Source organism: Cellulomonas sp. P22, from assembly GCF_044392165.1.
Map to the genome: position 1 here is coordinate 153,898 of NZ_JBISBW010000005.1, position 17,316 is coordinate 171,213.

The window sequence follows — 17,316 nt, forward strand, 5'->3', positions numbered from 1 at the left end:
AGGGATGACGGCCTTCAGGTGCGCGATCAGCCTTGCGGCGATCGCAGCGTGGAGGTGGCGGGAATCGAACCCGCGTCCGATGACGTGGAACCAGGACTTCTCCGGGCGCAGCTCGCTGCGCTCTTTCTCAGCCCTCGCGATCTAGCAAGCGTGTCGCGAAAGCGGGCTCAGTTGTCTAAAAGTCCCCACAACCCCGACAACGAAGGCTGTGAGCAGTGGCTCTCTAGATGACGCCAGTTACCGAGTCGAGAGCACTCTCGGGCTGACGGACTTCAGGACTCGCTCAGGCGGCGAGTGCGAAGTCGGTGCGCTTGGAATCGGCACCTATTGGTTTGCGCGGATCGTTAACGAGATAACCGTGCGTCCTCGGCCCGCTTCTCCTGGCTGAACGACCACCGTCGAAACCGATCACCCCCATGTGCAGTTGTCAACCGCACGTCCTCCCCGTGGGGCGGTCGTGCACTCTCCAGTCTACGTGAGAACACGCGGCCCGTCGCCATCATTCCGGGCCCGACCTGCGGGGCCGGGCGGGGCCGCTCGGCGCGCGCGAGCGGCGGGCGGGCGGCACGATGCTCTCACCGCACGACCCCCGAGGTGGAGCACATGACCGCGCCCGACTCAGCCCCGCTCGACGACGACCGGCACGAGACGCCGACCGAGCGCATGGACCGCAACTGGAACGAGCTGCTCCAGGAGCTGCGGGTCACGCAGACGGGGGTGCAGATCCTCACGGGCTTCCTCCTGACGGTGCCGTTCCAGCAGCGGTTCGGGGACCTGGACGCGTACCAGCGCAACCTCTACCTGGAGCTGGTGGTGCTGGCGATCGTGACGACGGGGCTGATCGTGGCGCCGGTGAGCCTGCACCGGATCCTGTTCCGCAAGCGGCTCAAGCGGCAGCTCGTGACGGCGGCGGACCGCCTGGCGCGGGCGGGGCTGGGCACCCTCACGCTGGTGCTGGCGGGCACGACGATGCTGCTGTTCGACGTGGTGGTGGGGCGCACCGAGGGTGTGATCGCGGGCGTGGTGGTGCTCGTGGCGCTGGTCGTGCTGTGGGTGCTGCTCCCGCTGCGGCTGGTGCACGTGGCCGAGGCGAGGGCGGCGCGCGCAGCCCGGCACGACGACCCGCGCGAGGGCCCGCCCCACGACGCGTCGCGCTGACGGGCGGTCCTGGCCCGCGCTTCCGACGCCGCATTGCCGCAGCCCAGCCCGTGACCCGTCTCGCTGGGCCGCATACGACAGTACGGGTGAATCCATGGCAGGTCCTGCCGATTCAGGACATCAGCCCCGCCGGCACCCCTTTCGTGCCCGCGTGATCTTCTTCGGGTGGGGCCGCCGCAGCAAGACCCAGCAGACCAGCCCGAACCAGGCGTTGGTGCTCGGGTTCTCCTACTTCCACATCTTCTGGCTCTTCCGGGTGTCCTTCGGCCTCAACTACAGCCTCGCGACGTTGACGGAAGCCGGGTGGGCCACCCGACCCTGTCCGCTCTCGAAGCGACGTCGATCGGTGCCCCGACTGCACTGACGTTGCACTGGTGGTGGAGGTTCGGTCTCCTGATCGCCATCGCGGCGATCGTCGCCATCAGCGTGCTCGGCTCGCTCACGTGACCAACCCTCGACGTCAGGCCTAGGTCTGAGCTCCCTCAGCGGCTCGTGAGCTCGCGCGTCGCCGGTTCGAACAGCTCGCGCACGGTCGCGTCCAGCAGGTCGAGCGCCGCGTCGAGGGTGAGGTGGCCGGCGGACCACGACTCCATGACGGATCCCAGCACGCCGCGGACGCCGAACCCGATGGCCTCGGCGACCGCACGGCTGTGCGGACCCTGGTCGGCGGCGGACGCGAGGACGTGGGCCGAGAGGAGCTCGGCCCAGCCTGCCCCGAGCCGCAGCGCCCAGTCGGGCGGGAGGGTCGGGTCGTGGGTGAGGACCGCCAGGCGCAGGCGGTAGAACTCCCTGTCGGCGTCGTCGTACCGGATCGAGGCGCGCACGGCGGCGATGACCTGGTCCAGCGGGTCGCCGCCGACCAGGAGGTCGTCGCGCAGGTGCCGGGCGACAACCTCCTGGTTGGCGGCGTAGTCCTCGCCGAGGAGGTCGACCTTCGTGCGGAAGTAGCGGAAGAAGGTGTTGCGACCGATGCCGGCGGCGTGGGCGATGCGTTGCACGCTCGTGGCCGCGTAGCCGTGGGCGGCGAACTCGCGCATCGCGGCGTCGCGGATGGCGCGGTGCGTCGTCGCACGCGGCCTGCCGACGCCCGTCGAGGGCGGCTCGAGCACGGTCACGGGGGTTCTCCTCGCGGGGCTGGGTGAGGGAGACCTTATCGGGACCATGGGCCCGTCCGGACCTTTCGGTACGACAGTACGTTTCGAGTACCAGAACTGCCTGACCCGTACGAAGGAGTGCGTCATGGTCTACCCGCACCTGTTCTCGCCGCTGACGATCCGCGGCGTGACGCTCAAGAACCGGGTCGACTTCCCGGCCATGGCGACCAAGATGGGCGCCGACGGCGGGTACGTCACCGACGCCCTCATCGACTACCACGTGGCACGCGCACGCGGAGGCTGCGGGCTGCTCACCGTCGAGGCGACCTCCGTGCACAAGCCCACGGCGCCCCGCAACTTCCTGGCGATCGCCGACGACTCCTACCTGGAGGGCTGGACACGCTTCAACGAGGCCGTCCACGAGGCAGGCGGCAAGACCTGCATCCAGCTCTGGCAGGGCGGCTTCATCCCCCCGGGCCAGGACCCTGACACCTACGCGGTCGTCCCGAGCGAGATGCCGTTCGGCCCGGGCGTCGTCCTGCCCGCGGCGTCCGTCGAGCTCATCGCAGAGGTGGTCCAGGCCTGGGGCGAGGCCGCAGCCCGTGCCGTCGCGGCCGGCTTCGACATCCTCGAGTTCCACGCCGGCCACAACTACTCCCCGGAGATGTTCCTCTCGCCGGGGTTCAACCGGCGCACCGACGAGTACGGCGGCAGCGCCGAGAACCGCATGCGCTACCCGCTGGAGTGCATCGACGCGATCCGCGCGGCTGTTCCCGACGACGTCCCGCTCATGATGCGCGTCTCCGCGGGCGACGACGGCGTGCCCGGCGGCAACACGGTCGATGACGTCATCGCCTTCGCGGCCGTCGCGCGCGAGCACGGCGTGGACATGGTCAACGTCTCGCGCGGCACCCCGATGAGCGTCAACCTCCAGGTCCCGACGATGGACCACGACCGCGGCTTCAACGTCCACAACGCGGCCAAGTTCAAGCAGGAGACCGGCCTGGTCACGGTCGCCGTGGGCCGGATCAACGACCCCCAGCAGGCCGAGGACATCATCGCCTCCGGCCAGGCGGACATGGTCGTCATGGGGCGCGCCCAGATCGCCGACGCTGAGTTCTGCGCCAAGGCCATGGCGGGCGAGGACTGGCGGATCATCCGCTGCATCGGGTGCAACCAGGGTTGCTTCGACCGGATCGCCGCGGCGAACGCCTCGTCGTTCCCGCACATCTCCTGCCTGCAGAACCCGGCGGTCGGACGCGAGGCGGAGTTCCGGATCCCGAAGACCGACACGCCCCGCACGATCCTCGTCGCCGGCGGTGGCATCGGCGGCATGGAGGCGGCCGAGCGGCTGCACGCGCTGGGTCACAAGCCCATCCTGTGCGAGGCATCGGCGAGGCTCGGCGGCCAGTTCTACATGGCGGGACTAGCGCCCCGGAAGCAGGAGATGAGCGACGCGGCACTGAGCCGGGCGAGCACGCTCGAGCACTTCGGGGTCGACGTGCGCCTCAACACCCCCGTGACCCCGGACGTCATCGACCAGACGGCGCCGGACGAGGTGATCATCGCGATCGGCTCGACCCCCATCACCCTCGACCTGGACGGTTCGGACCAGAACACCGTCATCGACACGGAGACCGTGCTGACCGGGTACTCCCCGCTCACCGGCGACGTCGTCGTCATCGGCGGCGGGCTCGTCGGCCTGGAGGTCGCCGAGTACCTGGCGGAGCGAGACCCGCGAGTCACCTCCGTCACGGTCGTCGAGATGGGGGCGGAGGTGGGCGCCGACCTCGGCATGCTGCGCAAGCAGGAGGTCATGACGCACCTCGGCCTGAGCGACGTCACGACCCTGGTGCACACCCGGTGCCTGCGGATCGACGCCACGGGCGTCATCGTCGAGCGCGACGGGCAGGAGTGGACCATCCCCGCGACGGGCGTCGTGGTCGCCGTCGGGTCGCGCTCGTTGGACACCACGGCGCTGACCGACCACTGCCTGGCCCGGAGGATCCCGTTCCACATCATCGGTGACGCGCGCTCGCCGCGGCGGGCGATCGACGCCGTCGCGGAGGCGGCGGAGGTGGCGATCTCGGTGCGGTGACTAGGCGCCCGCGGCCAGCACGTCCGCGAGCGCGTACGACACGGGCTCGTCGAGCTGCGCGTAGGTGCACGACGCGGGGTCGCGGTCGGGCCGCCAACGCCGGAACTGGGCGACGTGCCGGAACCGGTCGCCCTCGAGGTGGTCGTACCCGACCTCGACGACGAGCTCGGGGCGCAGCGGGATGAAGGACAGGTCCTTGCCGGCGCTCCACCGGCTCTGCTCGGACTCCCGTGGGGTGCGCCCGGTCGCATGGGCGCCCCACGGGTGGTCCTCGAGCGAGGTGACCAGCGGGGCGAGCTCGGTGACGAGCTCGCGGCGCCGCGCCATCGAGAACGCCGCGGCGACGCCGACCGAGGCGAGCACCCCGTCGTCGGTGTAGAGGCCGAGCAGCAGCGAGCCGACGGCGTCGTCGCCGGACTTGTGCGGGCGGTACCCGGCGAGCACGCAGTCGGCGGTGCGTTCGTGCTTGATCTTGGACATGACTCGCTTGCCGGGCTGGTAGGTCAGGTCGGGCCTCTTGGCGACGACCCCGTCGAGGCCGGCGCCCTCGAACGACTGGAACCACTCGGCGGCGACGGCGTCGTCGTCGGTCTGGGCGGTGACGTAGACGCCGGGGTTCGGCGCGATCGCCTGCTCGAGCAGGGCGCGGCGCTCACTGAACGGTCGGGAGGTGAGGTCGTCGTCACCGAGCGCGAGCACGTCGAACAGGATGAGCAGGGCAGGCGTCTCGTGCGACAGGAGCCGCACGCGTGACGCGGCGGGGTGGATGCGCTGCTGGAGCGCGTCCCAGTCGAGCCCGCCCGTGGCGGCGGACGGCACGACGATCTCGCCGTCGACCACGCACCGCTCGGGCAGGTACGCGAGCGCGTGCTCGACGACGTCGGGGAAGTAGCGCTCCATCGGCCGGGTGTTGCGGCTGCCGATCTCGACCTCGCCGCCGTCGCGGAACACGATCGCGCGGAAGCCGTCCCACTTGGGCTCGTACAGCTCACCCGCGGGGATCTTCGGCACGGACCTGGCGAGCATCGGGTCCACCGGCGGCATCACGGGCAGGTCCATCGGCTCAGTGTGGCCTGAGGTCGCCCCCGCGGCCAGATCTGCGCGCGGCGGGGACGGCGGGTTCATTCCCGCCGCGGCCGCGGGGGCAGCGCGATCGGCGGCGTGGTGTCGACGTGGAACGGCGGTGCGGCGATCGACAGCCCGCCGTCGACGACGATCGTCTGCCCCGTGATGTACCCGGCGCCGGGCGAGAGCAGGAAGTCGACGGTCGCGGCCATCTCGTCGACCGTCCCCGCGCGCCGCTGCGGGATGCGGGCGAGCACGCTCTCGATCGGCGCGATGCCGGGCATGCCGTAGAAGTAGTCGAGCGAGTCGGACTCGATGAGCCCGCCGCTCACGGCGTTGACGTTGATGCCGTAGCCCGCGAGCTCGACGGCCATGAACCGCACGAACGACTCGACGGCCGCCTTGTACGAGCCGAGCGCGGCGTACGTGGGGAACGCGCGGGCGCTGCCGTAGCTGGTCAGGGCCACGATCCGGCCGCCGTCGTCCATGAGCTTGACGGCCTCCTGGACGCCGAGCACGAACGGGCGCACGTTCACGGCGTACGCCCGGTCCAGGTGGTGCGGCTTGAGGTCGACCACGTTCTTGAACGCGGCCGCCGCGGCGCTGTTGACGAAGTAGTCGAGGCGTCCGTACGCCTCGGCGGCCGCATCGAACAGGTGCGTGACCTCGTCGGGGTGCTCGAGGTCGGCCTGGACCGCGAGCCCTCCCCCGCCGAGCGCCTTGAGCTCGCGCACCACGTCCTCGGCGAGGTCGGCGTTCTTGCGGTACCCGACCACCACCTGGCAGCCCTGGGCGGCGAGCCGCTCGGCCACCCGTCGCCCGATGCCGCGCGAGCCTCCGGTGACCACGGCGATCTTCTCTGTGCCTCGTCCCACGCTGCTGCGTCCCACGCTCGACCCCCTGCCGGACCAGCCTGCGCTGGTGCCCCGATCCGCCGGCGTCCTCGCCCGGCGGCACCCCGGGGCCAGTGTGGCCCGCGGCGCGGCGCGCTGGCTACACCGCGCCGGTCACCCGTCCGACGCGCCTTTGTCCTAGATTGTCCGTATCAACCGAGGTGAAGCGCGACGGCAGGGGGGCCGCTATGTATCTCTCGGTGCTCGGCACCCACGAAACGATCGGCGGCACGGTCCAGGTCCCGAACTCCAAGTACCACGCGCACCGCGCCCTGATCCTCGCCTCGCTGGCCCCGGGCGTCAGCCGCATCACGGGGCTCACCGACGCGCGGCACGTGCAGTACACGGTGGCGATGCTGCGGCGGCTCGGCACCCGGATCGAGATCGAGGACGGCACGTTCGTGGTGCACGGCGGCCCGTACCGCCCGGTCGGCGACAGCGTCTCGGCGGGGAGCTCGGGCACCACGCTGTACTTCATGGTGGGGCTCGCGGCCCTCGGGTCGCGCGACGTGACGGTCACCGGGCAGAAGTACTTCCAGCGCCGCCCGATCGGCCCGCTGCTGTCGGCGCTGCGGCAGATGGGGCTCGAGGTCACCTCCCCCGACGACTGCCCGCCCATCCGGGTGCACGCCGCACGCCCGCGCGGCGGCGAGGTGCACATCGCGGGCACCCTGTCGCAGTGGGTCTCGGGGCTGCTGCTGCTCGCGCCGTTCGCCACGTCGGCCACCACGATCGTCGTGGACGGCCCGCTCAACGAGCGCTCGTACCTGCAGCTGACGGTCGAGACGATGCGCCGGTTCGGGCTCGAGGTGCAGGTCTGGGACGACTGGCGCCGGTTCGAGGTCGCCCCGGACCAGCAGGCGGTCCCCACCGAGCTGCGGATGCCGCCCGACGTGGGCTCGGCGGCGTTCGGGATCGCGGCAGGCGCCCTGCACCCCGCCGACATCGTCCTGTCGGGACTGCGCTCGGTCACCTCGACGGGCTCCGACCACCCCGAGGCCCACTTCCTCGACATCGCGCAGAGCATGGGTGTGCCGATGTCCTACGACCCGGACGTCGACGCGGTGCGGGTGCGGCACACCGGCACCCGCCTCCAGCCCGCCGACGTCGACTGCCGCACGGTGCCGGACATGCTCCCGGTGCTCGCCGTGATGGCGTGCTTCGCGGACGGCGAGAGCGTGTTCCGCGACGTCGGGCACGTGCGGCTCAAGGAGTCCGACCGGGTGGCGGCCATGCTCCAGCTCAACAGCATGGGGGCCGACGTCCGCATCGAGGGCACCGAGCTGCGCGTGCGGGGCGTGCCGGGGCTCAGCGGCGCCGACCTGTCCTCGCTCAACGACCACCGCGTGCTGATGTCGCTCGCTGTCGCGGCCACCGCCGCGGAGGGCCGCAGCACGCTCACCTACCCCCACGCCTACCGCATCTCCTACCCGGAGTACCTCGCGTCGATGACCACGTTCGGGCTGCGGATGCGCGTCGAGGAGGGCCGGGTGCTGCGACCCGCCCCGCACCGGCCCGCGGCCCGCACCGCCCGCGCGGCACGGGCCCGCACGATCGCGGGGGCGGCGGCGGTCGACGACGCCGCCCGGGTGACGGGCGCGCAGTGGGTGCGGCGCTGGGCCGACGAGCGCCCCAACGAGACCGCGGTGGTCGACGCCCGGCCCGGGCGCACCGACCACCTCACGTGGGCCGAGCTCGACGCCGCGTCCGACCGGGTCGCCGCGGCGCTCGTGGACCTGGGCGTCGGGCGGGGCGACCGGGTGGCCTTCCAGCTGCCGAACGGGCAGGAGTTCGTGACGCTGACCGTCGCCGCGCTGCGCATCGGCGCTGTCGTCGCCCCGATCATGCCGATCTTCCGCGAGCGCGAGGTCACGTTCGCGCTGCAACGCTCGCGGGCGAAGGTGCTCGTGGTGCCCGCCGCGTTCCGGGGGCGCTCGCCCGCGCTCGAGGTCGAGGGCATCCTGCGCGCAGCGACGGCGACGGGGGCGGGGCCGGGATCGGGCACGGGGGGCGCCGACCCGGGCGACGGGCTGAGCCTCGAGCACGTCATCGTGATCGACGACGGCGAGCCCCACCCCCTCCCGACCGCGACCCCCGGGGGCGTCGGCCGGTCGCCGCACTGGCACCGCTGGCGCGACCTGCTCGACACGGCCGCCGTCGACCGCGCCGTGCTCGACACCCGCGCGCCGCTGCCCTTCGACGCGGCGCAGCTGCTGTTCACCTCGGGCACCACCGGGGAGCCCAAGGGGGTGGTGCACCGGCACGCGACGCTGAGCCGGGCCGCCGCGATGGAGGTCTCGCACCTGGGCCTGACCAGCGACGACGCCGTGTTCGTCCCGTCGCCGCTGGCCCACCAGACCGGGTTCCTGTACGGCATGTGGCTCTCGTTCGTGCTGGGCTCGCCGCAGATCCTGCAGGCCGTGTGGGAACCCGGGCGGGCGCTCGACGTGCTGCGCGGCTGGAAGGGCACGTTCGTCCAGGCGGCCACGCCCTTCCTCACCGACCTGGTCAGGGCGGTCGAGGCGGGCCACCCCGCACCCCCGAGCCTGCGCATCTTCGTCAACACCGGGGCCGCGGTGCCACGGCACCTGGCCGAGCGGGCGACCCGTGTGCTCGGGGCGGCCGTGTGCGGGGCGTTCGGCACCACCGAGACGTGCCTCGGCACGCTCGCCACCCCGCAGGACGACCCGGCGCAGCGGTGGGGCACCGACGGGCGGCTGCTCGATGGCGTCCTGGCCCGGATCGTCGACGACCACGACCGTCTGCTGCCCGCGGGCACCGAGGGCAACTTCGAGGTGCGCAGCCCCACGATGTTCGACGGCTACCTGGACCGCCCCGACCTGACCAAGGAGGCCGTGACCGAGGACGGCTGGTACCGCACGGGCGACCTCGCGACCCTCGACGACGCGGGGTTCCTGCGGATCACGGGCCGGGTGCGGGACGTGATCAACCGCGGCGGGGAGAAGATCCCGGTCGCCGAGATCGAGCAGCTGCTGTTCCGCCACCCCGCGGTCGACGACGTCGCGATCGCCGCGATGCCCGACGCCCGGCTCGGCGAGCGGGCGTGCGCGTTCGTGGTGCCGGCCGCCGGCGCCGCGCCGAGCCTCGACGACCTCACGGCGTACCTGGACGCCCACCAGGTGTCCAAGCACTACTGGCCCGAGCGGCTCGAGCTCGTCGAGGAGCTGCCGCGCAACGCGGTCGGCAAGATCCAGAAGTTCGTCCTCCGGGACCTGGCCCGGACCCTCCCCCCGCACCGGCCCGTCGCGGCCGCCACCGACAGGAGCACCCCGTGAGCCTCCCGACCATCACCGCCGACGGCCGCGGCTCGGCGATCCCCGAGGCCGAGTTCGACGAGCTGCTCGCGCAGGTCACCGCGTGGGTCGAGGGCCCGGGCGAGATGTGGGCCGAGCGGATCGAGCGCGAGGAGTCGGTGCCCGACGCGCTGTGGCACGAGCTCGACGACGCGGGCTTCCTGGCGTTGGCTGCCCCCCGGGACCTGGGCGGCCGCGGCCTGAGCTTCGTGCAGTGGATGGGGCTGATGGAGGTCTTCTCCCGCTCGCACGCGTCGGTGCGGATGATCGTGCACGTGCTCAACGGCACGTGGCGGGCCATGAACCCCTACGCCGACGATCTCCAGCGCGAGCAGTTCGTGCGCCCCGCCGTGGCGGGCAAGCTCCGGGTCGCGTTCACCCTGACCGAGCCGGGCAACGGCACGGGCGCCGACATCACGTCGTCGGTCCGGCGCGAGGGCGACACGTACCTGCTGACGGGCCGCAAGCACCTCATCACGTTCGGGGTGCACTGCGACTACTGGCTGCTGTTCGCCCGGCTGGAGGGCAGCACCGGCAAGGACGGCACCGTGGCCCTGCTCGTGGACCGCGCCACGCCGGGCGTGGTCGTCGAGGACAGCTCGCAGACGATGGGGGTGCACGGCACCGACCACGCGACGCTCACGTTCACCGACGCCCCGGTCCCGGTCGCGCACCGGCTCGGCGCCGAGGGCGACGGGCTGCGGGTCGCCCTCGGCGGCTTCCTCACGCCGAGCCGGATCTCGGTGGCGATGAGCTGCGTCGGGCTCGCGCAGCGCGCGCAGCAGCTCGCGGTCGAGTACGCCACGCAGCGCGTCACGTTCGGGCGCCCGCTCGCCTCCCGGCAGGCCATCGCGTTCCTGCTCGCCGAGAACGAGGCCGACATCGAGGCCGCGAAGGCCCTGACGCTCACGGCCGCGCAGGCCTGGCAGGACGACCACGACCGCGCCCCGGCGCTGTCCTCGATGGCCAAGCTCACGGCCGTCGACATGCTGACCCGCGTCACGGACAAGGCGCTGCAGGTGCACGGCGGCATCGGCTACTGGAAGACGATGCCCATCGAGCGGGTCTACCGGGACGCGCGCGCACAACGCTTCGAAGAGGGCACCAACGAGATCCAGAAGACGGTGATCGCCCGCGACCTGTTCGAGCGGGCCGCGCGGCCGTGACCGGCAGCCGGGTCTTCTCCCCCACCCGGATCGGGACGCTGCGCCTGCCCCACCGCATCGTCATGGGCTCGATGCACCTCAACCTCGAGGACGACCCGGTCGCGCTCGCCGCGTTCTACCGCGAGCGCGCCCTCGGCGGCGCCGGGCTGATCGTCACGGGCGGCATGGCCGTCAACCGGGTCGGTGCCGGCGGCCGGCGCTACCTGGTGCTCGACGAGCCGGGGGCCGGGTCGGTGCTGGGCCCGACGGTCGAGGCCGTCCACCGCGCCGGTGCGTCCCTCGCCCTGCAGCTCTTCCACGCGGGCCGGTACGCGTCCGAGGACACCACCGGCCTCACCCCCGTCGCACCGTCGGTCGTCCCCTCCCGGTTCTCCCGCAGCACGCCGCGGGCCCTGGACGAGGACGGGATCGCCGCGACGATCGCCGACTTCGCCGCGGGCGCGGCGACCGCCCGACGCCTGGGCTTCGACGCGGTCGAGATCATGGCCTCCGAGGGGTACCTGCTCAACCAGTTCGCCTCACCGTTGACGAACCTGCGCGACGACGCGTGGGGCGGTGACGACGAACGGCGTGCGGCGTTCCCGCTGGCAGTGCTCGCCGCGGTGCGCAGGGCCGTCGGACCCGACTTCCCGGTGATCGTGCGGACGTCGGGGGCCGACCTGGTGCCCGGCTCGAGCACCCAGGGGCAGAGCGCGGACCTCGCGGTGCGGCTCGCGGCCGCCGGGGCCGACGCGCTGAGCATCGGGATCGGCTGGCACGAGTCGCGGGTGCCGACCGTGCAGGCGCTCGTGCCGCACGGCATGTGGCTGGGCGTCGCGGGGCACGTCCGGCGCCGGCTCGTGCAGGCCCGGGTCGCGGTGCCCGTGATCGGCTCCAACCGGGTCAACTCGGTGCTGCTCGCCGAGCAGGCCCTCGAACGGGGACAGGTCGACCTGGTGTCGATGGCCCGGCCGTTCCTCGCGGACCCGCGCATCGTGGCCAAGTCCCGCGCGAGCGAGACCCGGCGGGTCAACACGTGCATCGCGTGCAACGAGGCGTGCATCGACCGCTCGTTCGGCGACGAGCCCGTCTCGTGCCTCGTGAACCCCCGCGCCGGACGCGAGAGCACCTTCCCGCCGTTCGTCCGCGCGCCCGGCCCGCACGCCCCGCGGGTCGCGGTGGTGGGTGCCGGGCCGGCGGGCATGCAGGCCGCCCTGACGCTCGCCGCGGGTGGCGCCCGGGTCGACCTGTACGAGTCCGGGGTGGGGATCGGCGGACAGCTGCGGCTCGCCGGGCAGGTGCCGGGCAAGTCCGACTTCCTGGAGACGATCCGCTACTTCCGCCACGAGCTGCCCCGCCAGGGCGTGCGGGTGCTCACGCGAACCCCGGGCGTCGCCGCCGGGCTCACCGGCTACGACCACGTCGTCCTCGCCACCGGGGTGCGCCCCCGGCACGTCGACCTGCCCGGCGCGGACCTGCTGCCCGTGCTCGACTACCAGCAGGCCTTCGCCGCGCCAGGTCGCATCGGGCACCGGGTCGCGATCGTCGGGGCGGGCGGCATCGGCCTCGACCTGGCCCACCTGCTCGCCGAGCACGCGCCCGGCGCCTCCGACCGTCGCGCCCCCGAGTCCCCCGCCGAGGCGCTGCGCCGGTTCGCCCGGGAGGCGGGACTCGACCCGGCGGGGCCGCGACCACCGGAGCCCACCCGCGAGATCACCGTGCTGCGCCGCACGGGACGGGTGGGCGACGGCATCGGACCCTCGACCCGCTGGGCCGTGCTGCAGGCCGTGCACGCAGCGGGGGTTCGGACGCGCACCGGCGTGCACTACCTGCGCGTCACCCGGCGCGGGCTCGTGATCCTCGACGAGCACGGCACCGAGGAGACGGTGCCTGCCGACACCGTGGTGGTCGCCGCCGGGCAGGTGCCCCACGCGTCGCTCGCCCCCGAGCTCGCCGCGCTCGGCGTGCCGCACACGGTGATCGGCGGCGCGCTCGACACGACAGGGCTCAACGCGGTGCGTGCGTTCGACCAAGGGCTGCGTACCGGCACCGCGGTCGCCGCAGCACTCACGGGCGCCACCGCCTGAGCTCCATGCCGGTGGTGGCCCGGGGCCACGTCCGGGGTGGCTGCAGTCAGGTCCCGGACGGCAGCGCGAGCGACCGGACGGTGTCGATCGTGTCCGCCTCGTCGGCGGTCTTGTCGTCGCGGTAGCGCAGCACCCGGGCGAACCGCAACGCGAGGCCGCCCGGGTACCGGGTCGACCGCTGGATCCCGTCGAACGCCACCTCGACGACCTGCTCGGGTCGCAGCCGGACCGTCCACCCGTCGTCGTCGACCGCGAGCTCGGTGAACCGCTCGGTCTGCCACGCCAGCATCTGGTCGGTCATGCCCTTGAAGGTCTTGCCGAGCATCACGAACCCGCCCGCCGGGTCGCGGGCACCCAGGTGGATGTTCGACAGCAGCCCGCTGCGGCGGCCCGAGCCGCGCTCGACCGCGAGCACGACGAGGTCGAGGGTGTGCCGCGGCTTGACCTTGACCCACGCGCCGCCGCGCCGTCCGGCGGCGTACGGCGCATCGGCGTCCTTGACGACCACGCCCTCCTGCCCAGCGGCGACCCACCGCGCGAACGCGTCGTGCGCGACGTCCGCGTCGTCGGTCACGACCCGCTCGACGGTGTGCCCGGGTGCGAGCGCGTCGAGGGCCGCGAGCCGCTCGGTGAGCGGGACGTCCAGGAGGTCGCGGCCGTCGAGGTGCAGCACGTCGAAGAAGAACGGGGTGAGCCCGATCCCGGCGGTGGGCTCGAGCTCGCGCGTCGCCCCGCGGGCTGACGTCTCCTGGAACGGTCGGGGCCGCCCTGCGGTGTCGACCAGCAGCGCCTCGCCGTCGAGCACCACCGAGCGCACCGGGAGCGCGCGGGCGACCTCGACGATCTCCGGCACGCGGTCCGTGACGTCGTCGAGGCTGCGGGTGAAGACGTGCACGTCGTCCCCGTCGCGGTGCACCTGCACCCGGATCCCGTCGAGCTTGGTGTCGACGACCACCGCGCGCCCCGCGAAGCCCTCGACGGCGCTCCGCACGTCGGGCGCCGAAGCCGCGAGCATCGGGCGCACGGGTCGGCCCACGGTCAGGGTGAACGTGTCCAGGGCGGCGAGCGCCTGCTCGGGCGACCCGGCGCCGAGGGCCGCCGAGGCCACCGGTTCGGTCGCCCCGGCGAGCATCGCGGCCCGCCGCACGGCCTCGGGCGGCACTCCCGCCGCGTCTGCGACAGCGTCGAGCAGCAGCGCGTCGAGCGCCCCCTGCCGCAGGTCGCCGCTGACGAGGCCGCGCAGCAGGCGTTGCTCGGGAGCCGTCGCGGCGCCGAACAGCTCGGTGGCGAGCGCCGACCGCGCGGTCGACGACCCCGGCCCGGCGAGGACCGACATCCGCTCGAATGCAGCATCGACCGCGAGCACGTCGAGCGTCGGCTCGTCCGCCGGGGCGGGGAGCGTCGCGAGCGAGCGCAGACCCAGCCCGGTACGGCGCTGCCGCAGCTCGCCCGCGAGGTACCGGGCCACGACCGGCACCTCCTCGGGAGCGGTACGGCGCAGCAGGTCCACGAGCAGCACGCGCTTCGCGAGGCGCGACCGCGTGGCAGCGACGGATGCCGAGGTGGTGGCGACATCGACGAGCAGCACCCGCCCATCCTCGTGCCCGGCGCCCCGTCCCGCCCCCACAACCCTCGCCGAGATAGAGCCGTCGCGCCGAGGTAGAGCCTCCTGCGGCTCTACCTCGGCGCCACGGCTCTATCTCGCGGACGGGGGGGTGGTCCCGGATCGCGGGGGGGTGCGGGGGCGGGAAGAGTGGGGGGGTGAGCAATCGTCTGGCGGGCAGCACCAGCCCCTACCTGCAGCAGCACGCCGACAACCCGGTCGACTGGTACGAGTGGGGCGACGAGGCGTTCGCCGAGGCCCGGCGGCGCGACGTCCCCCTGCTCGTCTCGGTCGGCTACGCGTCGTGCCACTGGTGCCACGTGATGGCGCACGAGTCGTTCTCGGACCCGCAGGTCGCGGCGGTCATGAACGAGCACTTCGTCAACATCAAGGTCGACCGTGAGGAGCGGCCCGACGTGGACGCGGTGTACATGGCGGCCACGCAGGCCACGACCGGTGCGGGCGGCTGGCCCATGACCGTCTTCGCGACGCCCGACGGCGAACCGTTCTACTGCGGCACGTACTACCCGCCCGAGCCGGTGACCGGCATGGTCTCGTTCGGGCAGGTGCTGGACGCGGTGCACGATGCGTGGGTGACCCAGCGGCCCGACGTCGAGTCCAACGCGCACCTGCTGCGCGGCGCACTCGCGGCCGCACCGCCCGTGGCTCCCCCGGCGGGGTTCGACACGTCGCCCGCAACCCTCGAGGCGGTGACCGAGGCCGCCCGCTCCGAGCTCGCCCGCGCGTACGACTCGCACCACGGCGGGTTCGGGGGCGCCCCGAAGTTCCCGCCGTCGATGGTGCTCGAGTGGCTGCTGCGCCGCGCCGCGCGGGTGCACGACGAGGTCGCGCTCGAGATGGCCGAGCACACGCTCACGGCCATGGCGAGCGGCGGCATGGCCGACCAGGTGGGCGGTGGCTTCTCCCGGTACTCGGTCGACGCGTCGTGGACCGTGCCGCACTTCGAGAAGATGCTCGAGGACAACGCGCTGCTGCTGCGGGTCTACACGCACTGGTGGCGGGCGACCGGGGCGCCGCTCGCGCTGCACGTGGTCGAGGGCACGGCGCGGTGGCTGCTGCGCGCGCTGCGCACCCCGCAGGGCGCGTTCGCCTCGTCGCTCGACGCGGACACCGACGGGGTCGAGGGGCTCACGTACGTGTGGACGCCCGCGCAGCTCGTCGAGGTGCTCGGCGAGGAGGACGGCAGGTGGGCCGCCGAGGTCTTCGGGGTCACCGAGCAGGGCACGTTCGAGCACGGCACGTCGGTGCTGCAGCTGCGCCACCCACCCGGCGAGCACGCCGCCGAGCGGCTCGCCGCGGTGCGTCGGCGGCTGCTCAAGGCCCGGCGGGCGCGCCCGCAGCCGGCACGCGACGACAAGGTCGTGGCGGCGTGGAACGGGCTGGCGATCGCGGCGCTGGCCGATGCGGGCGCGATCCTGGGTCGGCGCACCTGGGTCGAGGCGGCGCTGCGGGCCGCGGTCGTGCTCGACACCGTGCACCTGCGCACCGAGCCCACGGGCCCCGGCGGCGAGCCCGAGCTCCGTGTGCTGCGCACCTCGCGCGACGGCGTCGCCGGCGACTCCCCCGGGGTGCTCCCGGACTACGCCGGCGTCGCGGAGGGCTTCCTGGCCCTGTACTCCGCGACCGACGACGAGCACTGGTTCGTGCGGGCGGGCGAGCTGCTCGAGACCGTCGAGGCGCACTTCTCCGACGGGACGGGCGGCTACTGGGACACCGCCGACGACCGCACCGACCCCGCGCTCGCCCGGTTGCAGCGACCGCGCGAGGTCGCTGACGGCCCCGCCCCGTCCGGACCGTCAGCCACCGCGGGGGTGCTGGTCACCCTCGGGGCGCTGACCGGCTCGCTGCGGCACCGTCAGTCGGCCGAGGCCGCGCTCGCGGCGCCCCTGGGCCTCGCACCGCGGATCCCCCGGGCGAGCGGCTGGGCGCTGGCGGTGGCTGAGGCGCTGCTCGACGGACCGCGCGAGGTCGCGGTGATCGGTCGCCCCCAGGACCCCGCGACCGGCGAGCTCGCCCAGACGGCGCGGCGGTCCACGGCGCCCGGTGCTGTGCTCGCGGTGGGGGACCCCGAACGCATCGAGGTGCTCGGCACGCACGTCCCGCTGCTCGCCGACCGCACCATGCTCGAGGGTCTCGCGTCCGCGTACGTGTGCCGCGGCTTCGTGTGCGACCGGCCCACCACCGAACCGGCGATGCTCGCGCGTGCGCTCGGTGGCGGACCTCCCGACGCGGGCGCACGATGAGGCATGGACGAACTTCACCTTCTCCACCGCGTGAACGCGGACAAGATCACGTTCCTCGTGACGCTCGTGGGTGACCGGTGGGACACGGTGACCCCGTACGCGGGTTGGACCGTCCGCGAGCTCCTCAACCACCTCACGGCAGAGCAGCTGTGGGCCCCTGAGCTGCTCGCGGGGCACTCGGTCGAGGACGTGGGCGACCGGTTCGAGGGCGACGTCCTCGGCGAGGACCCGCTCTCGTCGTGGCGGCTGGCCGTCGAGGCCGCGCTGGCCGCGTTCTCGGAGCCCGGCGCCCTCGAACGCACGGTCTCGGTCTCGCAGAACCCGATGACGGGCGACCACTACCTCGACCAGATGGTCACCGACCTGGCCCTGCACGGCTGGGACCTGGCACGCGGCATCGACGCCGACGACCAGATCGACCCCGCGACCGTCGACCGTCTGCTCGTCGAGTGGACGGGCCGCGCCGAGGAGTACCTGCGGGGGCCGATGTTCACCGGCCCCGCGGAACCGCCGGAGCCGATCGACGTCGACGACGAGGACGAGGCCCAGACCCGCCTGCTCGCGCTGTTCGGCCGTCAGGCCTGAGCCGCAGCGA

Annotated in this window: 12 protein-coding genes and 1 other RNA gene; 8 read left to right on the forward strand and 5 right to left on the reverse strand. The window is 73.3% G+C overall.

From position 1 onward, the window contains the following. Nucleotides 1–46: 46 nt before the first annotated feature. Nucleotides 47–416, reverse strand: a transfer-messenger RNA (tmRNA) gene (gene ssrA, locus ACGIF2_RS05985). A 187-nt stretch (nucleotides 417–603) separates the two neighbouring features. Here ssrA and ACGIF2_RS05990 point away from each other — a divergent pair. Beyond that, on the forward strand, nucleotides 604–1,158 hold the full coding sequence (locus ACGIF2_RS05990; RefSeq protein ID WP_396044533.1) for a DUF6328 family protein: 555 nt from the start codon (nucleotides 604–606) through the stop codon (nucleotides 1,156–1,158). 151 nt (nucleotides 1,159–1,309) lie between these two features. Further along, a complete protein-coding gene (locus ACGIF2_RS05995; protein ID WP_396044535.1) occupies nucleotides 1,310–1,522 on the forward strand; it encodes a hypothetical protein in 213 nt (70 codons plus the stop codon). Nucleotides 1,523–1,640: 118 nt separating this feature from the next. Here ACGIF2_RS05995 and ACGIF2_RS06000 read toward each other — a convergent pair whose 3' ends face one another. Then, nucleotides 1,641–2,273 carry a TetR family transcriptional regulator gene (locus ACGIF2_RS06000; protein ID WP_396044537.1) on the reverse strand — a complete coding sequence of 211 codons (633 nt, stop codon included), beginning with the start codon at nucleotides 2,271–2,273 and terminating at the stop codon, nucleotides 1,641–1,643. A gap of 124 nt (nucleotides 2,274–2,397) precedes the next feature. On the opposite strand from ACGIF2_RS06000, the gene ACGIF2_RS06005 reads away from it, so the two are divergent. After that, nucleotides 2,398–4,350 (forward strand): FAD-dependent oxidoreductase, encoded by a 1,953-nt coding sequence (locus ACGIF2_RS06005; protein WP_396044539.1) that lies wholly within the window; start codon nucleotides 2,398–2,400, stop codon nucleotides 4,348–4,350. Here ACGIF2_RS06005 and ACGIF2_RS06010 read toward each other — a convergent pair whose 3' ends face one another. Both ACGIF2_RS06010 and ACGIF2_RS06015 read right to left on the reverse strand, forming a co-directional pair. Beyond that, nucleotides 4,351–5,409, reverse strand: coding sequence for an ATP-dependent DNA ligase (locus tag ACGIF2_RS06010; RefSeq protein WP_396044541.1), 1,059 nt, complete (start codon nucleotides 5,407–5,409; stop codon nucleotides 4,351–4,353). Nucleotides 5,410–5,471: 62 nt separating this feature from the next. After that, nucleotides 5,472–6,290 (reverse strand): SDR family oxidoreductase, encoded by an 819-nt coding sequence (locus tag ACGIF2_RS06015; protein WP_396044542.1) that lies wholly within the window; start codon nucleotides 6,288–6,290, stop codon nucleotides 5,472–5,474. 206 nt (nucleotides 6,291–6,496) lie between these two features. Here ACGIF2_RS06015 and aroA point away from each other — a divergent pair, with 206 nt between their 5' ends. From aroA to ACGIF2_RS06030, 3 genes are read left to right on the forward strand one after another with little or no spacing between them, the layout of a single operon-like run. After that, nucleotides 6,497–9,604, forward strand: a complete 3,108-nt coding sequence (aroA, locus tag ACGIF2_RS06020; protein ID WP_396044544.1) for a 3-phosphoshikimate 1-carboxyvinyltransferase — start codon at nucleotides 6,497–6,499, stop codon at nucleotides 9,602–9,604. Next, a complete protein-coding gene (locus tag ACGIF2_RS06025) occupies nucleotides 9,601–10,788 on the forward strand; it encodes an acyl-CoA dehydrogenase family protein (RefSeq protein ID WP_396044546.1) in 1,188 nt (395 codons plus the stop codon). The genes aroA and ACGIF2_RS06025 overlap by 4 nt, the downstream gene beginning before the upstream one ends. After that, on the forward strand, nucleotides 10,785–12,854 hold the full coding sequence (locus tag ACGIF2_RS06030; protein ID WP_396044548.1) for an FAD-dependent oxidoreductase: 2,070 nt from the start codon (nucleotides 10,785–10,787) through the stop codon (nucleotides 12,852–12,854). The genes ACGIF2_RS06025 and ACGIF2_RS06030 overlap by 4 nt, the downstream gene beginning before the upstream one ends. 46 nt (nucleotides 12,855–12,900) lie before the next feature. Here the strand turns inward: ACGIF2_RS06030 and ACGIF2_RS06035 are convergent, their stop codons facing one another. Next, nucleotides 12,901–14,442 (reverse strand): ATP-dependent DNA ligase, encoded by a 1,542-nt coding sequence (locus ACGIF2_RS06035; protein WP_396044550.1) that lies wholly within the window; start codon nucleotides 14,440–14,442, stop codon nucleotides 12,901–12,903. Between the two features lie 173 nt (nucleotides 14,443–14,615). Here ACGIF2_RS06035 and ACGIF2_RS06040 point away from each other — a divergent pair, with 173 nt between their 5' ends. Continuing rightward, nucleotides 14,616–16,721: a thioredoxin domain-containing protein gene (locus ACGIF2_RS06040; RefSeq protein ID WP_396044552.1), complete on the forward strand. Its 2,106-nt coding sequence runs from the start codon at nucleotides 14,616–14,618 to the stop codon at nucleotides 16,719–16,721. 3 nt (nucleotides 16,722–16,724) lie between these two features. Beyond that, nucleotides 16,725–17,306, forward strand: coding sequence for a TIGR03086 family metal-binding protein (locus ACGIF2_RS06045; RefSeq protein ID WP_396044554.1), 582 nt, complete (start codon nucleotides 16,725–16,727; stop codon nucleotides 17,304–17,306). Nucleotides 17,307–17,316 lie beyond the last annotated feature (10 nt).